This window comes from Archangium sp. (assembly GCF_045802675.1).
In the GTDB taxonomy this organism is placed as follows: Bacteria; Myxococcota; Myxococcia; order Myxococcales; family Myxococcaceae; genus Archangium.
Genome location: NZ_JBJMQO010000052.1, coordinates 172,040 through 190,658, shown reverse-complemented (window position 1 = coordinate 190,658; position 18,619 = coordinate 172,040). Strand labels below are relative to the sequence as shown.

The following is an 18,619-nucleotide window of genomic DNA, read 5'->3' as shown; positions in this document are numbered from 1 at the left end:
CGCACTGTGGATATGAAATTGATGGGTCAGGTTCGGCGTCTGATAGAGGATCTGGCGGCAGGACGGTATGCGGAGATCGCAGCGGATGGTCGAGCAGGGCGCCTGACCGAGGCGGAGTTGAGGACTGCTGTCGAGCAGTATGGGAGGACTCTTGTTCCCTTGCCAGCTGACGGTGAGCTGCTTGTAGATATCCATGAGCAGACGTCTCAGCCGGATGCGGTCACCCTTGATGTACCTCTGTGGACCCGGGAGGAAGGCCGCAGCGACCTGACACTTTCGATGACGGCGATCAAGCAGGGCGAAACCTACACAGTCAAAGTGGACGATCTGCACGTTCTTTAGGGTCTGGTGACCCAGGGAAATGGGTCCAGGTGTACGGGTACATGCCCGAGCAGTCGCGCCGCTATCAGGCACAGGTGACGAGAGCCCCCGAAGGCACCGCCCACCGCGTCACATCGGGTGGCCGTGAGAAGGTGTCAGAGGACTTGGAAGCTCGAGCTCTGACCCCCTCCCTCGGGAGAGCTACTGCACCCAGCCCTTCACATACATGATGGGACAGTTGCGAGTGACCGGTCTCGCCTGGCCACGAGAGCACACCCCTGGTGCGGGCTGCTCAATGACCGGCGCCGCTCACCTCATGGACCGGTGGGAACAATCTCGATGGAGTCCACATCGATCCAGCCCCAGTCCTTGATGATCGCCACGGTGTTGGTACCCGCCGCCAGCGGCACTCCGCTGAGTGTCTTGAGCCCCCAGCCGGAGCCCGTGGCAGGGAAGAGCTCGCTCCGGGAACGGCCATTGATGGCCACGGAGTTCTGCTGCTGGCCACCGGCGTGGTACCGGATGCGAATGTCGTAGGCGCCAGCCGTGGCGCTGATGAAGCTCACCGTGGCCCGGTCTCCCGCGTTGGCAAAGGGCCCCACGGCCCCCCTGCCCTCGTAGCCCGCGACTCCCTCCTCGATCTTCACGCCGACGAGGCTGCCGTTCTCCATCTGCTTCTTCGTCGAGGTCTCACCGGAGCCGCCTGGAACAATCTCGATGGAGTCCACATCGATCCATCCCCAGTCCTTGACGATCGCAACGGTGTTGGTGCCGGCCACCAGCGGCACTCCGCTGAGCGTCTTGAGCGCCCACCCGGAGCCCGTGCCAGGAAAGATGGCGCTCCAGGCCGTAGTGCCATTATTGACAATCACGTCATTCTGCTGCCGGCCCGAGCCCCAGGAATGGTACCGGATGAGAATGTCGTAGGTGCCAGCCGTGACGTTGGTGAAGCTCACCGTGGCCCGGTCACCCGCGTCGGAGAAAGGCCCCACGAAGCCACTGCCTTCATAGCCCGTGGGATCCGTTCCCACTCTGACGCCCGAGCCGGAGAACACCCCAGTCTCCGCCTGGACGCGCGTAGAAGTAGCCGGTGCGGTAGGAGACACCTTGTAGTCATAGACAACCAGATCGCCGCTGCCCTCCACTGGCTCGACTCCCAGCTCGACGCTGGCAAGATATTCATTGCCCTGCGCCCAGGGTGTGCCCGCTGAGTCCCTGCGGGTCTGGAGGTAATTGACGAACGAGGCCAGGTTGAGCGTGCCTGCGGGGATCGGCGCGTCCGGCTGAAAGACGATGAACTTCCAGCCAGACCTGCCGTAGTGGCCGTTCAGCCAGCCGAAGTTGTAGCGCAGCACGCCGTCCGAGCCCTTGTTGCAATACACGTGGAACAGCCTGCCATCGATAATGGCATCGTGGTCGTAAAAGTCTTGTCTCCGGCCATCGGGGTACTTGCCATAGTTACCCCAGTTGTCCAACGGGATCATGATCTCATGAGTGATCGAGGCATTGACGAAACCATCATCCTGCTCAGGGTTTGACTGCAGCCAGAGATCGAAGGTGAGCTGCCCCCGGCCGGTGGGCGGCGTCACGTCACTGTGTGCGAACTTCGCCGAGAGCGCGGAGATCGGCAGCTGCATCGGCATGAAGGTGCCCGGCGTGTAACCGCTCGGAGCCGTCTGCGAGAAAGTACCATCGAGTAATCGGACCGGTTGTCCATCGACCAGATTGTTCGAGGAATAGTAGCCAGGCTTCCTGCCGCTCAGAACGGCTGGATATCCCTTGACCTCGGTCGTTCCCAGTGGCCAGCGCCACTTGATTCTGAACGCGACCTCGCCATTGGGCCCGACCGGAGGATAGACCCCGACATTCTGCTCGTATTGATCCGGGGACGTGCCTTCAGTCAGCGCGCCCGCGCCCCAGACGCCGTCCTTCATCCAGTAGGCGTCATTGTTGTTGCCGAACTGCAGCCAATGCTGCTGTCTTTGATAATCGTTCGGGCTGTCGAGCTCGACCGTGGGAGGCAACAGGGGAGCAGCTCTCTCGTTGGGCAGCTCACTCTGCAAATCCGAGCCTGGTGCCACATCCGAGGTACACGCCGCGAGGACAGCGCTGACACATATCCCTGCAATCCATGAGGCAGAAGCCTTTTTCAATGTCTTTGAAATCATGAGGGATCCCCCTTCGCCCATTGCGTTGTTCAGCACCCATCTGTCCTCGACCACCGCATCGCAACCTGGGGACGTGCCAACGCCGCTGCCACTTCGCCGCTCACCGAGTCAGAGCGACCCAACAATTCACCGCGCCCTGACTGGGGCGCTTGGGTGGGGATATGCGGTGCTGCTCGCCCTGGCGGTGGTGCTGCCCTTCTTCGTGGACGACGCCGTCCTCTGGATGAAGGTCATGTGCTTCGCGCTGTTCGCCAGCGCCTTCAACCTGCTGCTGGGCTACGCGGGCCTGCTGTCGTTCGGCCACGCGGCGTTCCTGGGCTCTGCGGGGTACATCACCGGCCACCTCGTCAAGGAGCTGGGGATGGGGCCGGCGGTGGGAATCCTGGCGGGCACGGCGTTCGCGGCGCTGCTGGGCCTCGTCTTCGGCGCGCTGGCCATCCGCCGCCAGGGCATCTACTTCGCCATGGTGACCCTGGCGCTCTCGCAGCTCGTCTACTTCGCCGCCGTGCAGCTGCCCTTCACCCACGGCGAGGACGGCATCCAGGGCATCCCCCGGGGCACGCTGTTCGGAGTGGTGGAGCTCGAGTCGCGCTACGGCATGTATTACACCGTGCTGGGCATCTTCCTGCTGGGCTTCGGACTCATCCACCGCACCATCCACTCGCCCTTCGGACAGGTGCTGCGCGCCATCAAGGAGAACGAGCCCCGGGCCCTCTCGCTGGGCTACGACGTCAACCGCTACAAGCTGCTGGCGTTCGTCCTGTCCGCCGCGCTGTCGGGGCTGGCGGGCTCGACCAAGGTCCTGGTGTTCCAGCTCGAGACGCTCACCGACGTGCAGTGGCACATGTCCGGTGAAGTGGTGCTGATGACGCTGCTGGGCGGAATGGGAACGATTCTGGGGCCGCTGATGGGCTCGTTCCTGGTGGTGATGATCGAGGACTACTTCGCCGGGCTGGGCGAGTGGGTCCCCATCATCATGGGCTGCATCTTCGTCTTCTGCGTGCTGGTGTTCCGCCGCGGCATCGTGGGCGAGGCCGCCGCGCTGTGGAAGCGCGCGCTCCCGGAGCCGGACGCATGAGAGCGCGCGCGTCGCCGGGCTAGCGGCAGAGGCCCCAGAGCATCTGGATGCCGCCGGAGGTGAGGACGGCCAGGTCATTGGTGCCGTCCTGGTCGAAGTCCGACACCGTCAGCCCCTGGAGTCCCAGGCCCTGGGGGTAGGCGTTGATGAGCACCCGCGACGCGAAGGTGCCACCCGGCTGGGCGAGCAGCACGCTCACCTGATTGCCCGTGGCGCTCGTGACGAGCACGTCCAGCAGGGTGTCCTTGTTCACATCCGCCAGCACCAGCCGCGACGGCACCGCGCCCACGGGGTACGCCACGGGCGTGTAGAAGGTGCCATCGCCCTTGCCGCGCAGCACGAGCACCTGGTTGCGGCTCGCGTCGGCGACCACCAGGTCCGTCAGCGCGTCCGTGTCGAGCCTCGCCGCCGCCAGCCCGCGCGGCGTGCCGCCCGTGGACGTGAAGCGCTGCGCCAGGAAGGTGCCATCCCCGTTGTTGAGCAGCACGCCCACCGCCTGGCACGCGGTGTCCCCCGCCGAGGCACAAGCGGTCTCGTGCGAGAGCGCGACGTCCGGCCTGCCATCCAGGTTGAAGTCCGCGAGCACCATCGCGTAGGCGCTCGAGCCCACGGCGGTGTCGGCCGCGGGCGTCTGCAGCGTGCCATCCGCCTTCACCGTGAAGACGGAGAGCTTCTGGTCCGCGCCCCGGATGACGGCGACGCCCTTGCTCCCCGTGGTGAGCTCGCCCACCGCGATGTCGTTGAGGTTCAGGCCCGCCGCGGCGTAGGTGGCCGGCGCCTGGAAGGAAGCACTGCCCTTGCTCCGGTACACCCCGAGCGTCGAGTCCGCGCTGTTGGCGACGAGCAGCTCCAACCTGCCATCCGCGTCGAGGTCCGAGAGCGCCACGGCCGTGGGCTCCTTGCCCGCGGACCAGAGGCTCGGCTTCTCGAAGAGGCCATTCTGCCGGTTGAGCAGCACGGCCACGGAGCGGCCATCGTTGTTCGCCGTGACGAGCTCGTCCCGGCCGTCGCCGTTGAGGTCGCCCGCCACCACGGCATGAGGGTCTCCGGCGAACGCGTACGCCACCGGCGGGAGGAAGCCGCAGTTGCCCACGCAGAGGACGCCGCCATCCGAACAGGCGCCCGCGCACGCGGTATCTCCACTGACACACGAGGGCTTCGCCGCGAAGGTGCTCCCATTGCTGGGAATCACGAGCCCGCCGTCCGTGCCGCCATCGCTCCCGCCACCACCACCGCCTCCGCCTCCCGGAGGAACGATGCCTCCGCCCTCGTAGTCCGGCGGGGGCTCTTGCGTAGTACAGGCGGGGGACAACACGAGCAGCGCGCCCAGTGCGCACAGCAGCACCCGGGACGTGGAGTGGGTGGAACGAGCCACGGAGGACCTCCTGGAGAAGAAGAGTGTCCTGTCCTGTTACCACCGCGCTCGCGACTACGCGCTGTTTCCGCTCCGCTCGCGCTCCCGGCGATGGATGGTGGAGACGTCGATGCCGAGGATTTCCGCTGCCTTCGTCTTGTTGCCACCGCACTGCGCGACGACGTACGCGATGTACTCACCCTCGAGTTGGCGCAGCGGCATCAACCGCGCCTGCGCACGTGACAGGGGGTGCGCGTCGGCCGTCACGGCGGGCGCGTGAAGCTGGAGCGTGGGCAGGTCCACCGTCTCCTGCACGGTGACGACGGCGAGGCGCTCGACGAGGTTCTCCAGCTCGCGCACGTTGCCGGGCCACGGGGCGGTGGCGAGCGCGGCGAGGGCCTCGGGGGAGAAGCCGGAGAGGCGCGCGCGGGGGTTGCGCTTGCGCGACTGCGCGACGAAGTGCTCCACCAGCAGGGGAATGTCCTCACGCCGCTCGCGCAGGGGCGGCACGAGCAGCGGCACCACGTTGAGACGGTAGAACAAGTCCTGGCGGAACCTGCCCTCGCGCACGCGGGACTCGAGCTCCTGGTGCGTGGCGGCCACCACGCGCACGTCCACCTTGCGCGAGGCATCCGCGCCCACCGCGCGCACCTCGCCGTCCTCGAGCACGCGCAGCAGCTTGGCCTGGAGCTCGGGCGCCATGTCACCAATCTCGTCGAGGAAGAGCGTGCCGCCGTCGGCGACCTCGAACAGCCCGGGGCGCGGCTCCTCGGGGGTGCCGGGGGGATGCTCCTGGCCGAACAGCTCGCTCTCCAGCAGCGCGTTGGGGATGGACGTGCAGTTCACCGCCACCAAGGGGCCGTCCTTGCGCGGGCCCTCGAAGTGCAGCGCGCGGGCCACCAGCTCCTTGCCCGAGCCGCTCTCCCCGCGCACCAGCACCGGCGCGGGCGAGTGCGCCACGCGCTCGATGAGCTCGTACAGGGCGCGCATGGGATCGCTGTGGCCGATGAGCGCCGCGTAGGACGAGCGGTCCCCCACCGCCTGGCGCAGGGCCCGGTTCTCCTCGCGCAGGCGGCGCTCGGCGATGGCGCGCTGCACGTAGAGGAGCACCTCGTCCAGGCGGAAGGGCTTGGTGAAGTAGTGCGTGGCGCCACGCCGCATGGCCTCCACCGCGTTCTCCACCCCGCCGAAGGCCGTCATGATGAGCACGGGCAGCGTGGGGTCCGCCTGGCGCACCGCGGCCAGTACGTCGAAGCCGTCCACCTGCTCCATGCGCAGGTCACACACCACCGCGTCCAGCACGCGCCCGCGCACCGCGGCGATCGCCTCCTGCCCGCTCGTGGCCACGTCCACCGTGTAGCCCGCGTCCGTGAGGTGGTCGGCCAGGAGGCGCGCCATCTCCACGTGGTCGTCCACCACCAGCACTCGTCCCTCAGACGGCATGTCGCTCCTCGCTCGGCGCCTGCGTGGCCGGCCACCACAGCGTCACGCACGTGCCCTTGCCGGGCTCGCTCTCCAGCTCGATGCGGCCTCCGTGGTTGCGCACGATTTGCGCCACCACCGTCAGCCCCAGGCCCGTGCCCTGCCCGCGCTTCTTCGTGGTGAAGAAGGGGTCGAACACGCGGTTGAGGCTCTCCGGCGGAATGCCGCACCCGTCGTCTCGCACCGTCACCCGCACGCCGCTCCACGCGCCCGGCCCGTCCGACACCTGCGCGTGGGCGCCCAGGCGCACCGTGCCCCCCGGCTCGCACGCGTCGCACGCGTTGAGCGCCAGGTTGAGCACCACCTGCTGGAACTGGTCCGGATCCGCCGACAGTGGCGGCAGGCCCTCGGGCACCTCCACCTCCACCTTCACCTTGCGCCGCTCGGCCTCACCGTGCAGCAACTCCTGCGCGCCCTCGAGCAGCGGCCCGAGCGCCACGCCCCTCACCGGCGCCGGCTGCACGCGCGAGAAGTCCAGCAGCTGGCGGATGGTGCGGCTCACCCTATCTATCTGCTCGATGATGACCTGCACGCCCGGGGCCTGCACGTGCTGCGCGCCCAGCTTGCCGAGCACGTACTCGGCCCGGCCGCGCACCACGCCCAGCGGGGTGCCAATCTCGTGGGCAATCCCCGCCGCGAGGATGCCCACCGTGGCCAGCTTCTCCGCGCGCAACAGCTGCGACTCGAGCGCGTGCACGTTGCTCAAGTCCTCCACCACGAGCAGCACGCGCACCTCGGCGTCGAGCTGCGCCAGGGGCACGGCGTGGATGCGGTACTGGCCCTCCTCGCCGAAGAGGGGCAGCGGCTCGCCGTGCAGGCTGAGCACGCGCTCGGAGGAGCAGGCGTCCTGCACGAGCGAGGCGAGCCGGTCCACCACGGCGGCGGGCGCATGGGGGAAGGCCTCGGGGAGCGAGGCGCCCACGGCGGTGGGGGGCAGGCGCTCGCGCAGGGCCTGGTTGACGGCGGTGATGCGCCCGGCGGCCGAGAGCGCGAGGACGCCGGTGGGGATGTTGTCGAGAATCTTCTGCGTCTTCTCGTGCAGGTGGGCGAGCCGGTCCGCGTGGCGGCGGCTCTCCTGGAGGGCGACGGCGCGGCGCGAGGCGATGATGACGTAGGCGCCGAAGACGACGAGGAAGAAGGTGACGAGGATGGCGCCGAGCGCCACGCGCAGGATGACGCCGCGCTCGTGGGCGCGCAGCTCCTCGGTGGTGGCGAGCGTGGCCACGGCCCAGTGGGCGCCGCCGCGCACGCGGATGGGGGTATAGGCGGCGATGGCATCGGCCGAGCCCAGGCCCAGCAGCGCAGCCTCGCCCTCCCAGATGCGGACGGTGCCGCGCTCGCCCGCGCGCATGTGCCCCACGAGCTCCACGAAGGCGGGGATGCGGGGCGCCTCGGCGTCCAGCCGCTTGTACCAGTCCATGAGGGTGGCATCGCTGGAGGGCGTGGGCACGCCGTGCGCGCCGATGAGGAGCAGCTTCGCCTCGGGCTCGGTGGCGATGAGCTTCAGGGGCGCGAAGAAGGGCTCGGTGTCCACGAGCACCGCGACCGAGCCGCCGGGCCCGTCCTCGGAGGGCGCGTAGGAGGTGGCGAAGACGCGGAACCAGCCGCCGGGCGTGGCGGCCACGGGCGGCGAGGTGAGCAGCTCCCCGGGCTTGCGGGAGAGCGCCTCGCGGGCCGTCTCGGTGAGGACGGTGCCGACGGCCCCTCGGGTGACGGCCGGGCCGGCGCGCCGGTCCATGATGGTGAAGCGCTGGGCACCCTCCGAGTCCAGCACGACGATGGCCTTGTACTGGCCCACCACCTCGAGCAGGGCGAGCAGCTCGCGGCGGTGCTCGGTGACGGAGCCGGGGCGGGAGAGCAGCTCGCCGGCGAAGCGGAGGTCATCGGCCGCGTCGTCGAGCGCATCGGCGACCTCGCGGGCCGCGGCTTCCACCTGGGCCTTGCGGTCGGCGGCGAACTGGTCCACCAGCGCGGCGCGGTCGCGGCGGATGAGGTGCACCACGCCCACCACCACGCTCGCGAGCGCGATGCACAGCAGGAGCACGGAGGCGAGGGCGTTGCGGTTCATGGGGGCGCCGGGGGGAGCCCAGTGTAGCCCGTGGCAGAGGACCTGGCGGGGCGGGATTCACGCCTCCGTGCTCCCCGGTCGTCCGGGGGGCAGGCGCGCGCCGGACCGGTCCGACCATCGGACCAGTTCACACGAAACTGAACCGGGAGGTCCCCCTGGCGAGCTCCCTCGCGCGGGGCTCAGGTCGCCGCGGGGTGGCAGGACACGGACAGCGGCAGCCCGAGCCCGGCCAGCTCCGCCAGCTCCTCGGGTGAGAGCGCGAAGTGGCACTCGCGCTCGTAGGCCACCACGAGGAAGAGCGAGGCCGTGGCCCCCAGCGCCCTCAGCTCCGGCAGCCGCGCCTTCAACGCCCGCAGCGGCTCCAGCGCGGAGGCGCCCGGCTCCAGGTCATCGTCGAGCAGCACCCGCATGGCGCTCCCGTACGGCAGGGCCTTGCCCTCGTAGCGTCCCGAGGGCGCCACGTCCCCGGGCTCGTTCTGGTCCAGCAACAGCAGCCCCGTGCGCGCCTCGGCGAGCGACGGAGAGAAGGTGTCCCCCTGGAGGAGGCAGTAGAGGAAACGCCGTGCCGCGGGCCGCTGGCTCATGCGCCCCCCTCACTCCACGTCCACCCGGAGCGCCAGCCGCCGCGTCTGTCTCGTGCGCGAGTGCGAGCCCGCGCGCGAGGTCGCCGTCGTCCTCGAGCGCCTCCTCCCGGAGGAGGGCCTCGCCGTGCCCCTCGAGGCCTCCGCCCCCTCCGGCCCCAGCAGCTCCTGCAGCGCGCCGCACAGCACCTGGTACATGCGCCGCAACGTCGAGGCGCTCGGTACGAGGCTCGCGCTGCCCCGCTCGAAGCGGCCGTAGGCCTGCTCCCCCATGCCGATGCGCCGGGCCATCTCCGCCTGGGACAGCTCCGCGAGCTGCCGGATGGTGCGCAGCGTCTTCCGGAGGGGTTGGGCCAATCGTTTGCGGACCTCGGGCGGCACATGACCTGGCATGGTGGCCGTCAGACTATCTACCCTGGACGTCAAGTCAACCCGCATCCTATTTTGCCAGTCACTTGTTTTCCTCCCGCCGTTTCAAGTAGGGCTCCGCGCGCTGTCGGCCGGGAGACGAAGCCCAAGGCCCCGGCGTCCGGAACCGGTCGCCTGCCCCGGAGGGCGCCTGCGTCCGAGTCGCGCGCGTGCTCCGTTCCCCGTGCACCGGCGGGTTCCAACACGGGCCCGCCGCACCCCGGGAGGCAGCCCACCGTGCCCCATGCCCGACGCATCCAGCCCGGCCCCATCCGCCTGTCCCACTGGGCCAACGTGCCGCTGCTCGCCATCCTCGCCGCCAGTGGCCTGCAGATTCTCGCCGCCTACCCCATGCTGGGACCCCAGGGCGTGCCCTATGACTGGTACCCCTTCCAGGGCACGCCTCCTCCCGCTTGGAGCCGGCTGGGCGGCTGGCTCGCCGGCGCGCGGCACTGGCACTTCGCCTTCGGTTGGTTCTTCGTCCTCAATGGCCTCCTCTACGTGGCCTACCTCTTCGCCAGCGGCGAGTGGCGGCGGCGCCTCTTCCTCCCGCGCCGCGACGCGCGCAACGCGCTGCACATGGCCGCCTACTACCTCCGGGTGCGCAAGGAGGCCCCCCCGCAGGACCCGTACAACGGCCTGCAGCGCTTCGCGTACACGGGCACGCTCGCCCTGGCCCTCGTCGAGGTGCTCTCCGGCCTCACCCTCTACAAGCCCGTGCAGCTGCACTGGCTCACCTCGCTCTTCGGCGGCTATGACCCGGCGCGCTCGGTGCACCTGCTCGTGCTCGCGCTGCTGGCCTTCTTCACCGTGGGACACGTGGTGCTCGTGCTCCTCCACCCGCGCACGCTCGGCGAGATGGTGACGGGAGGCAAACGCCATGAGTAGGGACCCTCGCCAGCGCGGGCCGCTCACCCGGCGCACGTGGCTGCTCGGCTCGGCGGCACTGGCCCTCGGCGCCTGCGACAGCATGCGGCCCCGCCAGGGCTTCCTCGGCGCCCTGGAGCGCTTCAACCAGCGCTTCCAGTCCGCCCTCTTCAACCCGGAGCGGCTCGCGCCCGAGGAGCCCGAGGACGCCCTCACCCCTCCCGGTGCCTTCCCGCAGTACTTCGTCTCGGACCGGGTGCCGCTCGCGCCCGCGGGCTGGGCGCTGAAGGTGGGCGGGCTGGTGGCGTCCCCGCGCGTGCTCTCGCTCGACGACCTCCAGTTGCTGCCGCGCACGGACTACCGCATCCGCCACCACTGCGTGGAGGGCTGGAGCGCGGTGGCCACCTGGCACGGGGTGGCGGTGCGCGAGCTCGCCCGGCTCGTGGGCGCGGACGCACGGGCCCGCTTCGTCGAGTTCCGCTCCTTCGACGCGGGCTACTTCTCCTCGTGGGACGGGCCGAGCGCCCTGCACCCGCAGACGATTCTCGCCTACGGGATGAATGGCGAGCCGCTGCCTCCCGAGCACGGCGCGCCGCTGCGGCTCTACTCGGGGGTGAAGCTCGGCTACAAGATGGTGAAGTACCTCACCGAGGTGAACTTCCTCCCGGAGGCCACGGGGGGCTACTGGGAGGACCGCGGCTACGAGTGGTACGCCGGGGTGTGAGCCGGGCTCAGCCCGCCTTCTTCCCCGAGGGCGAGTGCTTGCCTCCGGAGGCCCGGTCCGCCAGCAGCGCCTTCAGCGCCTCGTCGCGCGAGCGGTACACGTTCACCGCCGCGCCGTTGATGGTGCCGCTGGTGCTCACGAACATCTTCGTCATCTCGTCGCCGCCGAAGCGGAAGGAGCGCCTGGTGTAGCGCGCGAGCACCTGGGTGCGCTCGCGCCCGAAGACGCGGCCCGCCGTGTACTTCACCACCAGCCCATCCAGGTTGATGAGCAGGTCCACCTTCGAGGGGTAGCGCGAGAGGTGGCCCTCCACCTCGGTGCGCCAGCGCGCCACGTCCAGCGAGTTGTTGAGGATGCAGTCCTCGAAGTTCGCCGTGACGACGTCGTGCACCTCGTCGTAGTCGAAGGACATTCTCCAGGCCATGCGGGTGCTCTCCGGCTAACGGCCCTGGCGGCTCTCACGGCAGCACGGGGGCGTCTGGGCTCTGGCGGCAACGGAAGGCATGGGACGGGTCTCCTCGATAGGGGGGTGACCGCGGGCGGGGGGGCCGCGGCGAGGGACTGCGGAAAGGGGCGCGGATACCAGGCGAAGTTTCCGGCCACAGTGTAGCCCGGCCACCGGGTGAAGTCGCCTTCGCGGCTGCCTACGTGCCCTGACACCCTGCGACATGCCGGTATAGGCTTCGGCCCCAAAGAGGGGGGGGACACATCCCTTGGGCTCCAGGCCCCCGTGCGTCGTCCATCCGCGTCCGAGGCCGCCGGGGCCTCGCCGGGAGCCCGGAGGAAACCCATGAGTCCACGACCACTCGCCGCGGCCCTGCTGCTGCTGTTGGCGCAGGGCTGCGCCACGCTGGCGCTCCCGCCGGACAAACCGCTGGCCAAACCCATTCCCTACCACGGCGCCTACGAGCCCTACCCCAGCGGCCTGCGGCTGGTGGTGCACGAGGACGCCCGGGCCTCGCGCGTGACGATGGACGTCTCCTACCGCGTGGGCGCCACGGACGAGCCCCAGGGCAAGGAGGGCCTCGCCCACCTGGTGGAGCACCTCACCTTCCTCGCGCGCCAGGGGGCCCCAGCGCGCCGCGCGTGTGGAGCCGCCTGCTGGCCTCGGGCGCCGAGTTCAATGCCTTCACCACCCATGACTCCACGGACTACTGGTTCACCGCGCCGCCGGAGCAGTTCCCCAAGCTGGTGGACCTGGAGGCGCAGCGGCTGCGCGACCCACTCGCCGGGCTCACCGAGGAGGCGTTCCGGGTGGAGCGCGACGTGGTGGTGGCGGAGCTGCGCGAGCGCCAGGAGACGAGCCCCGAGGGCGCCCAGTTCACCTGGGTGCTCTCCGAGCTGATGCCGGGCCACCCCTATGGCCGCTCCGTGGGCGGCACCCCCGAGTCCGTGCGGGGCCTCACCCTGGAGGACGTGCGTGCCTTCGTGAAGCAGCACTACACGCCCGCGCACGCGGTGCTGGTGGTGTCCGGCCCGCTGGCCCCCGAGGAGGTGAAGTTCCAGGTGGCGCGCGGCTTCTCCAGCCTCACCGGCCAGGGGAGCGCCACCCCCACCGAGCCCGTGCAGCGCACCCCGCCCCCCCTTCCCCCGGAGCTCGCGGGCATGGTGACGAAGAGCGGCCCGGTGGACTACCCCCGCCTGTGGATGGTGTGGACCGTCCCCGGCCTCTACTCGGGGAAGACGGCCCAGGCGCGCGCCGCCGCCGCGCTGCTCGATGCGGTCATCGGCCAGCGCCTGGTGCGGGATGAGCGCGTCCACTCCTCCAACGCCTTCTCCCTGGAGCTGGATGGGGTGACGCTGCTGGTGGCGACCATTGATTTGCTGAAGGCCGAGGACGCCAGGCCGGTGGCGTCACTCGCGCAGGACCAGCTCATCTCCCTGGTGACGGACCTGGAGGGGCAGGGCAGCGGCCAGCTGTACACGCGCGCGGAGCGGGCCACCATCGACGTGCGCACCCGCATCCTCACCGATGCGTTCCTGGACATGGAGCAGCTCTCCACGCCGGCGGTGGCCAACTTCCTGCGCGCCACCGGGCAGCCGGACTACGTGGGCGGCTGGCAGAAGCAGGTGCGCGAGGGACTGGCCAGCAGCCTCAGCTCCTACCTGTACGAGTACCTCCAGCGCGAGCGCACGCGGATGCTGCTGGTGGTGCCGGCGAAGGCGAGCGCGGGCCGCACCGTGGTGGGCGAGGGCTTCCAGGCGCTGCCGGGCGCGGAGGACTTCGGCCGCTGGGACGTGCCGCTGCCGCCGGGCTCGCACGACGTGCGCCGCGTGGCCATGGGCCCGGGGCTGGACCAGGCCTGGCGCTTCACCCTGCCCAACGGGCTGAAGGTGGTGGCCCTGCGCCGCGGCACCCTGCCCGTGGTGGAGGCGCGCCTGCTGGTGGACACGGGCCTGAGCGCGCCGGGCGAGGCCGCGCTGGGGCCCATGGCGCTCTACACCTCGTGGCACTCGGCCGCCGGGGCCTGGCGCCACGCGGACAAGGTGGGCGCCCGCGTCTCGCGCCTGCCCCGGGACGACCACGCGCTGGTGGCCTCCTCCGCCGGCTCGGGCAACCTGCCGCACCTGCTGGACGACCTGCGCGAGTGGGTGGTGGACCCGGCCCCGGACACCCGCCTCTTCGACCTCATCCAGGAATGGCAGGTGCGCCAGCTCGAGCGAGACGCGGTGCGGGCGGACACGCACGCCGACCAGGCGCTCCACGCGCGGCTCTACCCCGGCCATGCCTATGGGGACACGGCCAGCGCGCAGCAGGCGAAGGCGCTCACCACGGGCAAGGCCGACGACTGGCTCTCGGAGCGGCTGCACCCGTGGAACATGACGCTCTTCCTGGTGGGGGACCTGCCGCCGGACGAGGAGCTGCGGCGGTGGGTGGACGGGCTGCTGGGCTCCTGGGGCGGAAGCCCGCCCGCGAACGTGCGGCGTGCGGCGCCCGCGCGCCCCGAGCTCCCCGCGCGGCGCACCGTGGTGCTGGTGGACCGGCCGGGTGCGTCGCAGGCCGTGCTGCAACTCGGGCTGCGCTGGCCGGTGCTGGACGCGGGCGAGGCGGCCACGGCGGAGGCCCTCACGTGGCTGCTCGACGAGCACCTGCAGCACCAACTGCGCGAGCAGCTCGGCCTCACCTACGGCGTGCACGTATGGAGCGAGGAGCGCCCCCTGACCACCCCGCTCTTCATCCACACCGCGGTGGACGCCAAGGCCGTGGCCGGCGCGCTGGAGCAGGTGCTCGCCGAGCTGGGCTCGCTCGAGGACACCCTCCTTCCCCAGGACGTGGTGGAGCGCGCCCGCTGGCAGGTGGCGCGCGGCTATGATCTGCGCTTCCGCACCACGGCCTCGGTCGCCTCGCGTCTGGTGGAGCTCGAGCGCCTGGGGCGTACGCCGGACTACTGGGAGAAGTATCCCGAGCACCTCGCCGCGGTGACGCCCACCTCCGTGCGGGCCCTGGTGCAGAAACTCTCGCTCGGCCACGAGGTGGTGGTCATCACCGGCGACGCGACCGTGCTCGAGCCCCAGCTCACCGCCGCGGGCTTCTCCGTGGAGGTGCTCGCCCCCGAGACGTCCGGCCCCGTGACCCGCTCGCCCTGACACGGCGCGCCATCGTTGCGGCTCCGGGGTTCTCCGCCTGCTCACTAACGGGCAGAGCCCCGGAGTCGGGGTGAGTCGGGTTCACCCCGGATTGACTCCCAGGTCAAAGGGGTGCTGGAAAGTTCTACAAACGGGCAAACGCGGGCCCGCTTGTCCGTCCGTCCCCCCATTGCCGCGTTGGGAGTCACTCCATGAAGCTTGCACCCGGTAACCGCCGTCCGTGGCGGGCCCTGCTCACCGCGGGCCTCTTCGCCACCCCGTTCCTCTCGTGCGGCCCGGCCACGGAGGCCGACGTGCTCGCGCTCGAGGGCGGTCCCGAGTCCGTGGGCGCCACGCAGCAGGGCGCCATCTCCTGGACGCTCGGCGCCCAGTACGACGCGACGAAGAGCAACATCACCTTCAACGTCTACTCCTCGCGCGCCACCCGCATCGAGGTCTACCTCTACAAGACGGCGCTGGGCGCCCAGGAAGTCACCAAGTACGTGCTGACGAAGAACACGACCACCAACGTGTGGTCCACCACCGTCTCCGTCGCCACGCTGCAGAACACCTACGGCATCACCGGCCCCGTCTATTACGGCTACCGCGCCTGGGGCCCCAACTGGACGTACAGCTCCACGTGGACCAAGGGCTCGAGCACGGGCTTCATCACCGACGTCGACGCGAGCGGCAACCGCTTCAACCCGAACAAGCTGCTCATCGACCCCTACGCGCTGGAAATCACCCACGACCCGACCAACGCGAGCAACACCGACGGCACCATCTACGCCTCGGGCGCCACCAACCGCCTGAAGGACAGCGGCGCCCTGGCGCCCAAGGGAATCGTGCTCGCGGCGGACACCACCAGCTACGGCACCAAGCCCACGCGCGCGCTCAAGGATGACATCGTCTACGAGGTGCACCTGCGCGGCCTCACCAAGGGCGATGGCGGCATCACCTCGTGCGCGGGCACCTACGCGGGCGCCGCGCAGAAGGCCGCGTCCCTGGCGGCGCTCGGCGTGACGGCCGTCGAGTTCCTCCCCGTGCAGGAGACGGACAACGACACCAACGACGTCAACGCCACCACCACCACGGGCGACAACTACTGGGGGTACATGACCCTCAACTACTTCGCGCCGGACCGCCGCTATTCGTGCGACAAGGCCGCGGGCGGGCCCACCAGGGAATTCAAGGCCATGGTGAAGGCCTTCCACGACAACGGCATCAAGGTCCTCATCGACGTGGTCTACAACCACACCGGCGAGGGCGGCGCGTGGAGCTCCACCGACAAGACGACGTACAACCTCTTCAGCTTCCGCGGGCTGGACAACCCCACGTACTACAGCCTCACCAGCGACCTGCAGAACAGCTGGGACAACACGGGCGTGGGCGGCAACTACAACACCTTCAACCCCACGGCCCAGGCGCTCATCATCCACTCGCTGAAGTACTGGTCCGGCGAGCTGGGCGTGGACGGCTTCCGCTTCGACCTGGCGAGCGTGCTCGGCAACACCTGCCAGCACGGCTGCTACAACTACGACAAGACGACGGCGGGCACGGCGCTCAACGGCATCTGGAACAACCTGGGGCCGCGCCCGGCGGGCGGTGGCAGCGGCGTGGACCTCATCGCCGAGCCGTGGGCCATTGGCGGCAACAGCTACCAGGTGGGCAACTTCCCCAGCGGCTGGGCCGAGTGGAACGGCTCCTTCCGCGACACCTTCCGCAAGGACCAGAACCAGCTGGGCTCGGCGACGGTGACGCCGGGCGAGCTGGCCTCGCGCTTCGCGGGCTCCTCGGACCTGTACGGGGATGACGGCCGCAAGCCGTACAACTCCGTCAACTTCATGGTGGCCCACGACGGCTTCACCCTGAAGGACCTCTACACCTACAACAGCAAGAACAACCTGCAGGCGTGGCCCTACGGCCCGTCGGATGGCGGCGAGGACAACAACATCAGCTGGGACCAGGGCGGCGTGGCCGCGGACCAGCGCAAGGCGGCGCGCAACGGCCTGGCCTTCCTGCTGCTGAGCGCGGGCACGCCGATGATTACCGGCGGCGACGAGTTCCTGCGCACCCAGTTCGGCAACAACAACGCGTACAACCTGGACTCGAGCGCCAACTGGCTCAACTACGCGCTGGACGCCAACCAGACGAACCACAAGACGTACACCCAGCGGCTGATGGCCTTCCGCAAGGCGCACCCGGCGCTGCGCCCGGCCAACTTCTTCAGCAGCGTGGACACCAACGCCAACGTGATGGAGCAGATGCGCTGGTTCACCCCGAGCGGCGCCGTGGCCGACGCCACGTACATGGGCAACGGTGGCAACCACGCCATTGCCTACCGCATCGACGGCACCGAGTTCGGTGACACGGCCGCCGCCATCTACGTGGCGTACAACGGCTGGAGCGGCGCGGTGGACTTCACCCTGCCCTGGCCCTTCAACGGCAAGCAGTGGTACCGGGTGACGGACACCTGCAACTGGGCCGAGGGCGCCAGCCAGGTGGCCAGCCCCGGCACCGAGGCGCTCATCGGCGGCGAGAACACCGTCTACAACGTGTGCGGCCGCGGCCTCATCGTGCTCATCGCGAAGTGAGCTGAGCCACGGTGTTTCCTTCGCGGGGCGCGGCGCCAGCACGGGCCGCGCCCCGTGGTGTTTCCAGCGCCCCCTCACTTCACGGGGGAAGCGGGCGCTTCCACGACGGGGGAACCCTCGACATCCGCCGTCACGACGGGCAGCGGGGCGTCCGCCGAGCGCAGCAGGGCGAGGGCGGGCTGCTCGCGGCGCAGCGCCACGTAGCCCTTCACCGCCACCTCCAGGCCCACGTCGCGCTTCGCCCGCTCCGACAGGAACCACTTGTGCTCGAGCACCTGGCAGTAGAGCTCGGCCTCGTCCGCCGCCGGCCCGAGCTCCCGCTCCAACCGGCTCAACGTCGGCCGGAAGCGCTCGTCCAGCCAGCGGAACGCCGCCACGCTCAGCGGCACACTGCGGTTCACCTCGCGCATCAGCGTGGCCTTCAGCTCGCGAAGCTCGTTGAGCAGCAGCGCCGCCTGCCGCTCCTCGGCCACCAGCCCCGTCAGGTTGTGCAGCTGGTGCCGGTGGTACTCGCGGTCCGTCACGATGGTGCGCATCCGCAGCTGGCTCCCATCCCCGCTCGCCACCAGGTCCACCTCCCCCACCGAGAAGCCCAGCTCGTTGAGCGCGCGGATCCGCTCGTGGATGCGGTAGCTCTCGCTCGGGGCGATGGTGATTTCCTTGTGCGTCTCCGCCCACAGCCGCTCGTAGCGCTGGCGGATGCTCGGGGCCGTCTCGTACACGGCGAGCGACGCGGGCAGCTCCACCATCGCCGCCACGTCCGCCAGCCCTCCGGTGACGTTCTCCTCCATGATGAGCAAGTCCAGCTCGCGCTGGCCGTCGGAGAGCTTCGGGTGCAGCTCCGAGGTCTCCGCGTCCACCGCGTACGCCTGGAGCTCGCCCGCGTCGCGGCGGAAGAGCACGTTGGACAGCGAGCAGTCCCCCCAGAAGAAGCCGCCCAGGTGCAGCCGCACCAGCAGGCTCGCCATCGCGTCGAGCAACCGCTCGCGGTAGCGCGCCAGGCCCTTGTTCATGAAGAGCACGCGGTAGGGCAGCGACGAGGCCAGGTACTGGGTGACGAGGATGAGCACCTCGTCCCCCTCCTCGCCCGGCGCGCGCACCCGGGCATGGCCCACCGCCGTCACCGCCGGCAGCCGGCGCTCCTCGAGCCCGCGCAGCATGTCGTACTCGCGCTGGCCCACGCTCACGGGCAGTTCCTTGAGCGCGTAGATGTCCGAGCCGTAGCTGACGAACACCACCGTGTGGCGCGATAGGCCCCGGGGCACCTCCACCAGACGCGAGCACACCCGCGCGTTCCACTCCTCCAGCGGCAGGTGCCAGGGCAGGTCCAGGAAGTCCGGGTGGCCCTGGCGCAGATGCAACGCGGTGAGCCCACGAGGTGGCGTCATGGGTGCCATCCTACCGAAG

Annotated in this window: 14 protein-coding genes; 6 read left to right on the top strand and 8 right to left on the bottom strand. The window is 70.0% G+C overall.

The genetic code is table 11. From position 1 onward, the window contains the following. Window positions 1-12: 12 nt before the first annotated feature. Window positions 13-342: a hypothetical protein gene (locus ACJ8AN_RS16245; protein ID WP_407756272.1), complete on the top strand. Its 330-nt coding sequence runs from the start codon at window positions 13-15 to the stop codon at window positions 340-342. Window positions 343-635: 293 nt separating this feature from the next. On the opposite strand, the gene ACJ8AN_RS16240 is transcribed toward ACJ8AN_RS16245, so the two are convergent. Next, window positions 636-2,525, bottom strand: a complete 1,890-nt coding sequence (locus ACJ8AN_RS16240; RefSeq protein WP_407756271.1) for a CBM35 domain-containing protein — start codon at window positions 2,523-2,525, stop codon at window positions 636-638. Between the two features lie 130 nt (window positions 2,526-2,655). On the opposite strand from ACJ8AN_RS16240, the gene ACJ8AN_RS16235 reads away from it, so the two are divergent. After that, on the top strand, window positions 2,656-3,567 hold the full coding sequence (locus ACJ8AN_RS16235) for a branched-chain amino acid ABC transporter permease (protein ID WP_407756270.1): 912 nt from the start codon (window positions 2,656-2,658) through the stop codon (window positions 3,565-3,567). Window positions 3,568-3,586: 19 nt separating this feature from the next. Here ACJ8AN_RS16235 and ACJ8AN_RS16230 read toward each other — a convergent pair whose 3' ends face one another. From ACJ8AN_RS16230 to ACJ8AN_RS16210, 5 genes are all read right to left on the bottom strand, one after another. Beyond that, on the bottom strand, window positions 3,587-4,942 hold the full coding sequence (locus tag ACJ8AN_RS16230; RefSeq protein ID WP_407756269.1) for an FG-GAP repeat domain-containing protein: 1,356 nt from the start codon (window positions 4,940-4,942) through the stop codon (window positions 3,587-3,589). A 54-nt stretch (window positions 4,943-4,996) separates the two neighbouring features. Then, complete coding sequence (locus ACJ8AN_RS16225; RefSeq protein ID WP_407756268.1) at window positions 4,997-6,364, bottom strand: sigma-54-dependent transcriptional regulator; 1,368 nt, start codon at window positions 6,362-6,364, stop codon at window positions 4,997-4,999. After that, on the bottom strand, window positions 6,354-8,471 hold the full coding sequence (locus ACJ8AN_RS16220; RefSeq protein ID WP_407756267.1) for a two-component system sensor histidine kinase NtrB: 2,118 nt from the start codon (window positions 8,469-8,471) through the stop codon (window positions 6,354-6,356). Before ACJ8AN_RS16220 ends, ACJ8AN_RS16225 begins: the two co-directional genes overlap by 11 nt. A 179-nt stretch (window positions 8,472-8,650) precedes the next feature. Beyond that, complete coding sequence (locus ACJ8AN_RS16215) at window positions 8,651-9,055, bottom strand: hypothetical protein (RefSeq protein ID WP_407756266.1); 405 nt, start codon at window positions 9,053-9,055, stop codon at window positions 8,651-8,653. A gap of 9 nt (window positions 9,056-9,064) precedes the next feature. Continuing rightward, window positions 9,065-9,409, bottom strand: coding sequence for a helix-turn-helix transcriptional regulator (locus ACJ8AN_RS16210; RefSeq protein WP_407756265.1), 345 nt, complete (start codon window positions 9,407-9,409; stop codon window positions 9,065-9,067). A gap of 288 nt (window positions 9,410-9,697) precedes the next feature. On the opposite strand from ACJ8AN_RS16210, the gene ACJ8AN_RS16205 reads away from it, so the two are divergent. Together ACJ8AN_RS16205 and ACJ8AN_RS16200 are read left to right on the top strand one after the other, a co-directional pair. Next, window positions 9,698-10,348: a cytochrome b/b6 domain-containing protein gene (locus ACJ8AN_RS16205; protein ID WP_407756264.1), complete on the top strand. Its 651-nt coding sequence runs from the start codon at window positions 9,698-9,700 to the stop codon at window positions 10,346-10,348. After that, window positions 10,341-11,051 (top strand): molybdopterin-dependent oxidoreductase, encoded by a 711-nt coding sequence (locus tag ACJ8AN_RS16200; RefSeq protein WP_407756263.1) that lies wholly within the window; start codon window positions 10,341-10,343, stop codon window positions 11,049-11,051. The genes ACJ8AN_RS16205 and ACJ8AN_RS16200 overlap by 8 nt, the downstream gene beginning before the upstream one ends. 7 nt (window positions 11,052-11,058) lie before the next feature. Here ACJ8AN_RS16200 and ACJ8AN_RS16195 read toward each other — a convergent pair whose 3' ends face one another. After that, window positions 11,059-11,475, bottom strand: coding sequence for a hypothetical protein (locus ACJ8AN_RS16195; RefSeq protein WP_407756262.1), 417 nt, complete (start codon window positions 11,473-11,475; stop codon window positions 11,059-11,061). Between the two features lie 662 nt (window positions 11,476-12,137). Here ACJ8AN_RS16195 and ACJ8AN_RS16190 point away from each other — a divergent pair. Next, window positions 12,138-14,639 (top strand): M16 family metallopeptidase, encoded by a 2,502-nt coding sequence (locus ACJ8AN_RS16190; protein WP_407756261.1) that lies wholly within the window; start codon window positions 12,138-12,140, stop codon window positions 14,637-14,639. A 191-nt stretch (window positions 14,640-14,830) separates the two neighbouring features. Continuing rightward, entirely contained in the window at window positions 14,831-17,212 is a 2,382-nt protein-coding gene (locus ACJ8AN_RS16185; protein ID WP_407756260.1) for an alpha-amylase family glycosyl hydrolase, read from the top strand. Between the two features lie 74 nt (window positions 17,213-17,286). Here the strand turns inward: ACJ8AN_RS16185 and ACJ8AN_RS16180 are convergent, their stop codons facing one another. After that, window positions 17,287-18,600, bottom strand: coding sequence for a DUF4032 domain-containing protein (locus tag ACJ8AN_RS16180; protein ID WP_407756259.1), 1,314 nt, complete (start codon window positions 18,598-18,600; stop codon window positions 17,287-17,289). Between the last annotated feature and the right edge of the window lie 19 nt (window positions 18,601-18,619).

What these genes read in the sequence shown, in the direction of transcription:
- ACJ8AN_RS16245 (WP_407756272.1), top strand. Translation starts at nt 13, where the DNA reads ATGAAATTGATGGGTCAGGTTCGGCGTCTGATAGAGGATCTGGCGGCA.
- ACJ8AN_RS16225 (WP_407756268.1), bottom strand. Translation starts at nt 6,364, where the DNA reads ATGCCGTCTGAGGGACGAGTGCTGGTGGTGGACGACCACGTGGAGATG.
- ACJ8AN_RS16220 (WP_407756267.1), bottom strand. Translation starts at nt 8,471, where the DNA reads ATGAACCGCAACGCCCTCGCCTCCGTGCTCCTGCTGTGCATCGCGCTC.
- ACJ8AN_RS16215 (WP_407756266.1), bottom strand. Translation starts at nt 9,055, where the DNA reads ATGAGCCAGCGGCCCGCGGCACGGCGTTTCCTCTACTGCCTCCTCCAG.
- ACJ8AN_RS16200 (WP_407756263.1), top strand. Translation starts at nt 10,341, where the DNA reads ATGAGTAGGGACCCTCGCCAGCGCGGGCCGCTCACCCGGCGCACGTGG.
- ACJ8AN_RS16195 (WP_407756262.1), bottom strand. Translation starts at nt 11,475, where the DNA reads ATGGCCTGGAGAATGTCCTTCGACTACGACGAGGTGCACGACGTCGTC.
- ACJ8AN_RS16185 (WP_407756260.1), top strand. Translation starts at nt 14,831, where the DNA reads ATGAAGCTTGCACCCGGTAACCGCCGTCCGTGGCGGGCCCTGCTCACC.
- ACJ8AN_RS16180 (WP_407756259.1), bottom strand. Translation starts at nt 18,600, where the DNA reads ATGACGCCACCTCGTGGGCTCACCGCGTTGCATCTGCGCCAGGGCCAC.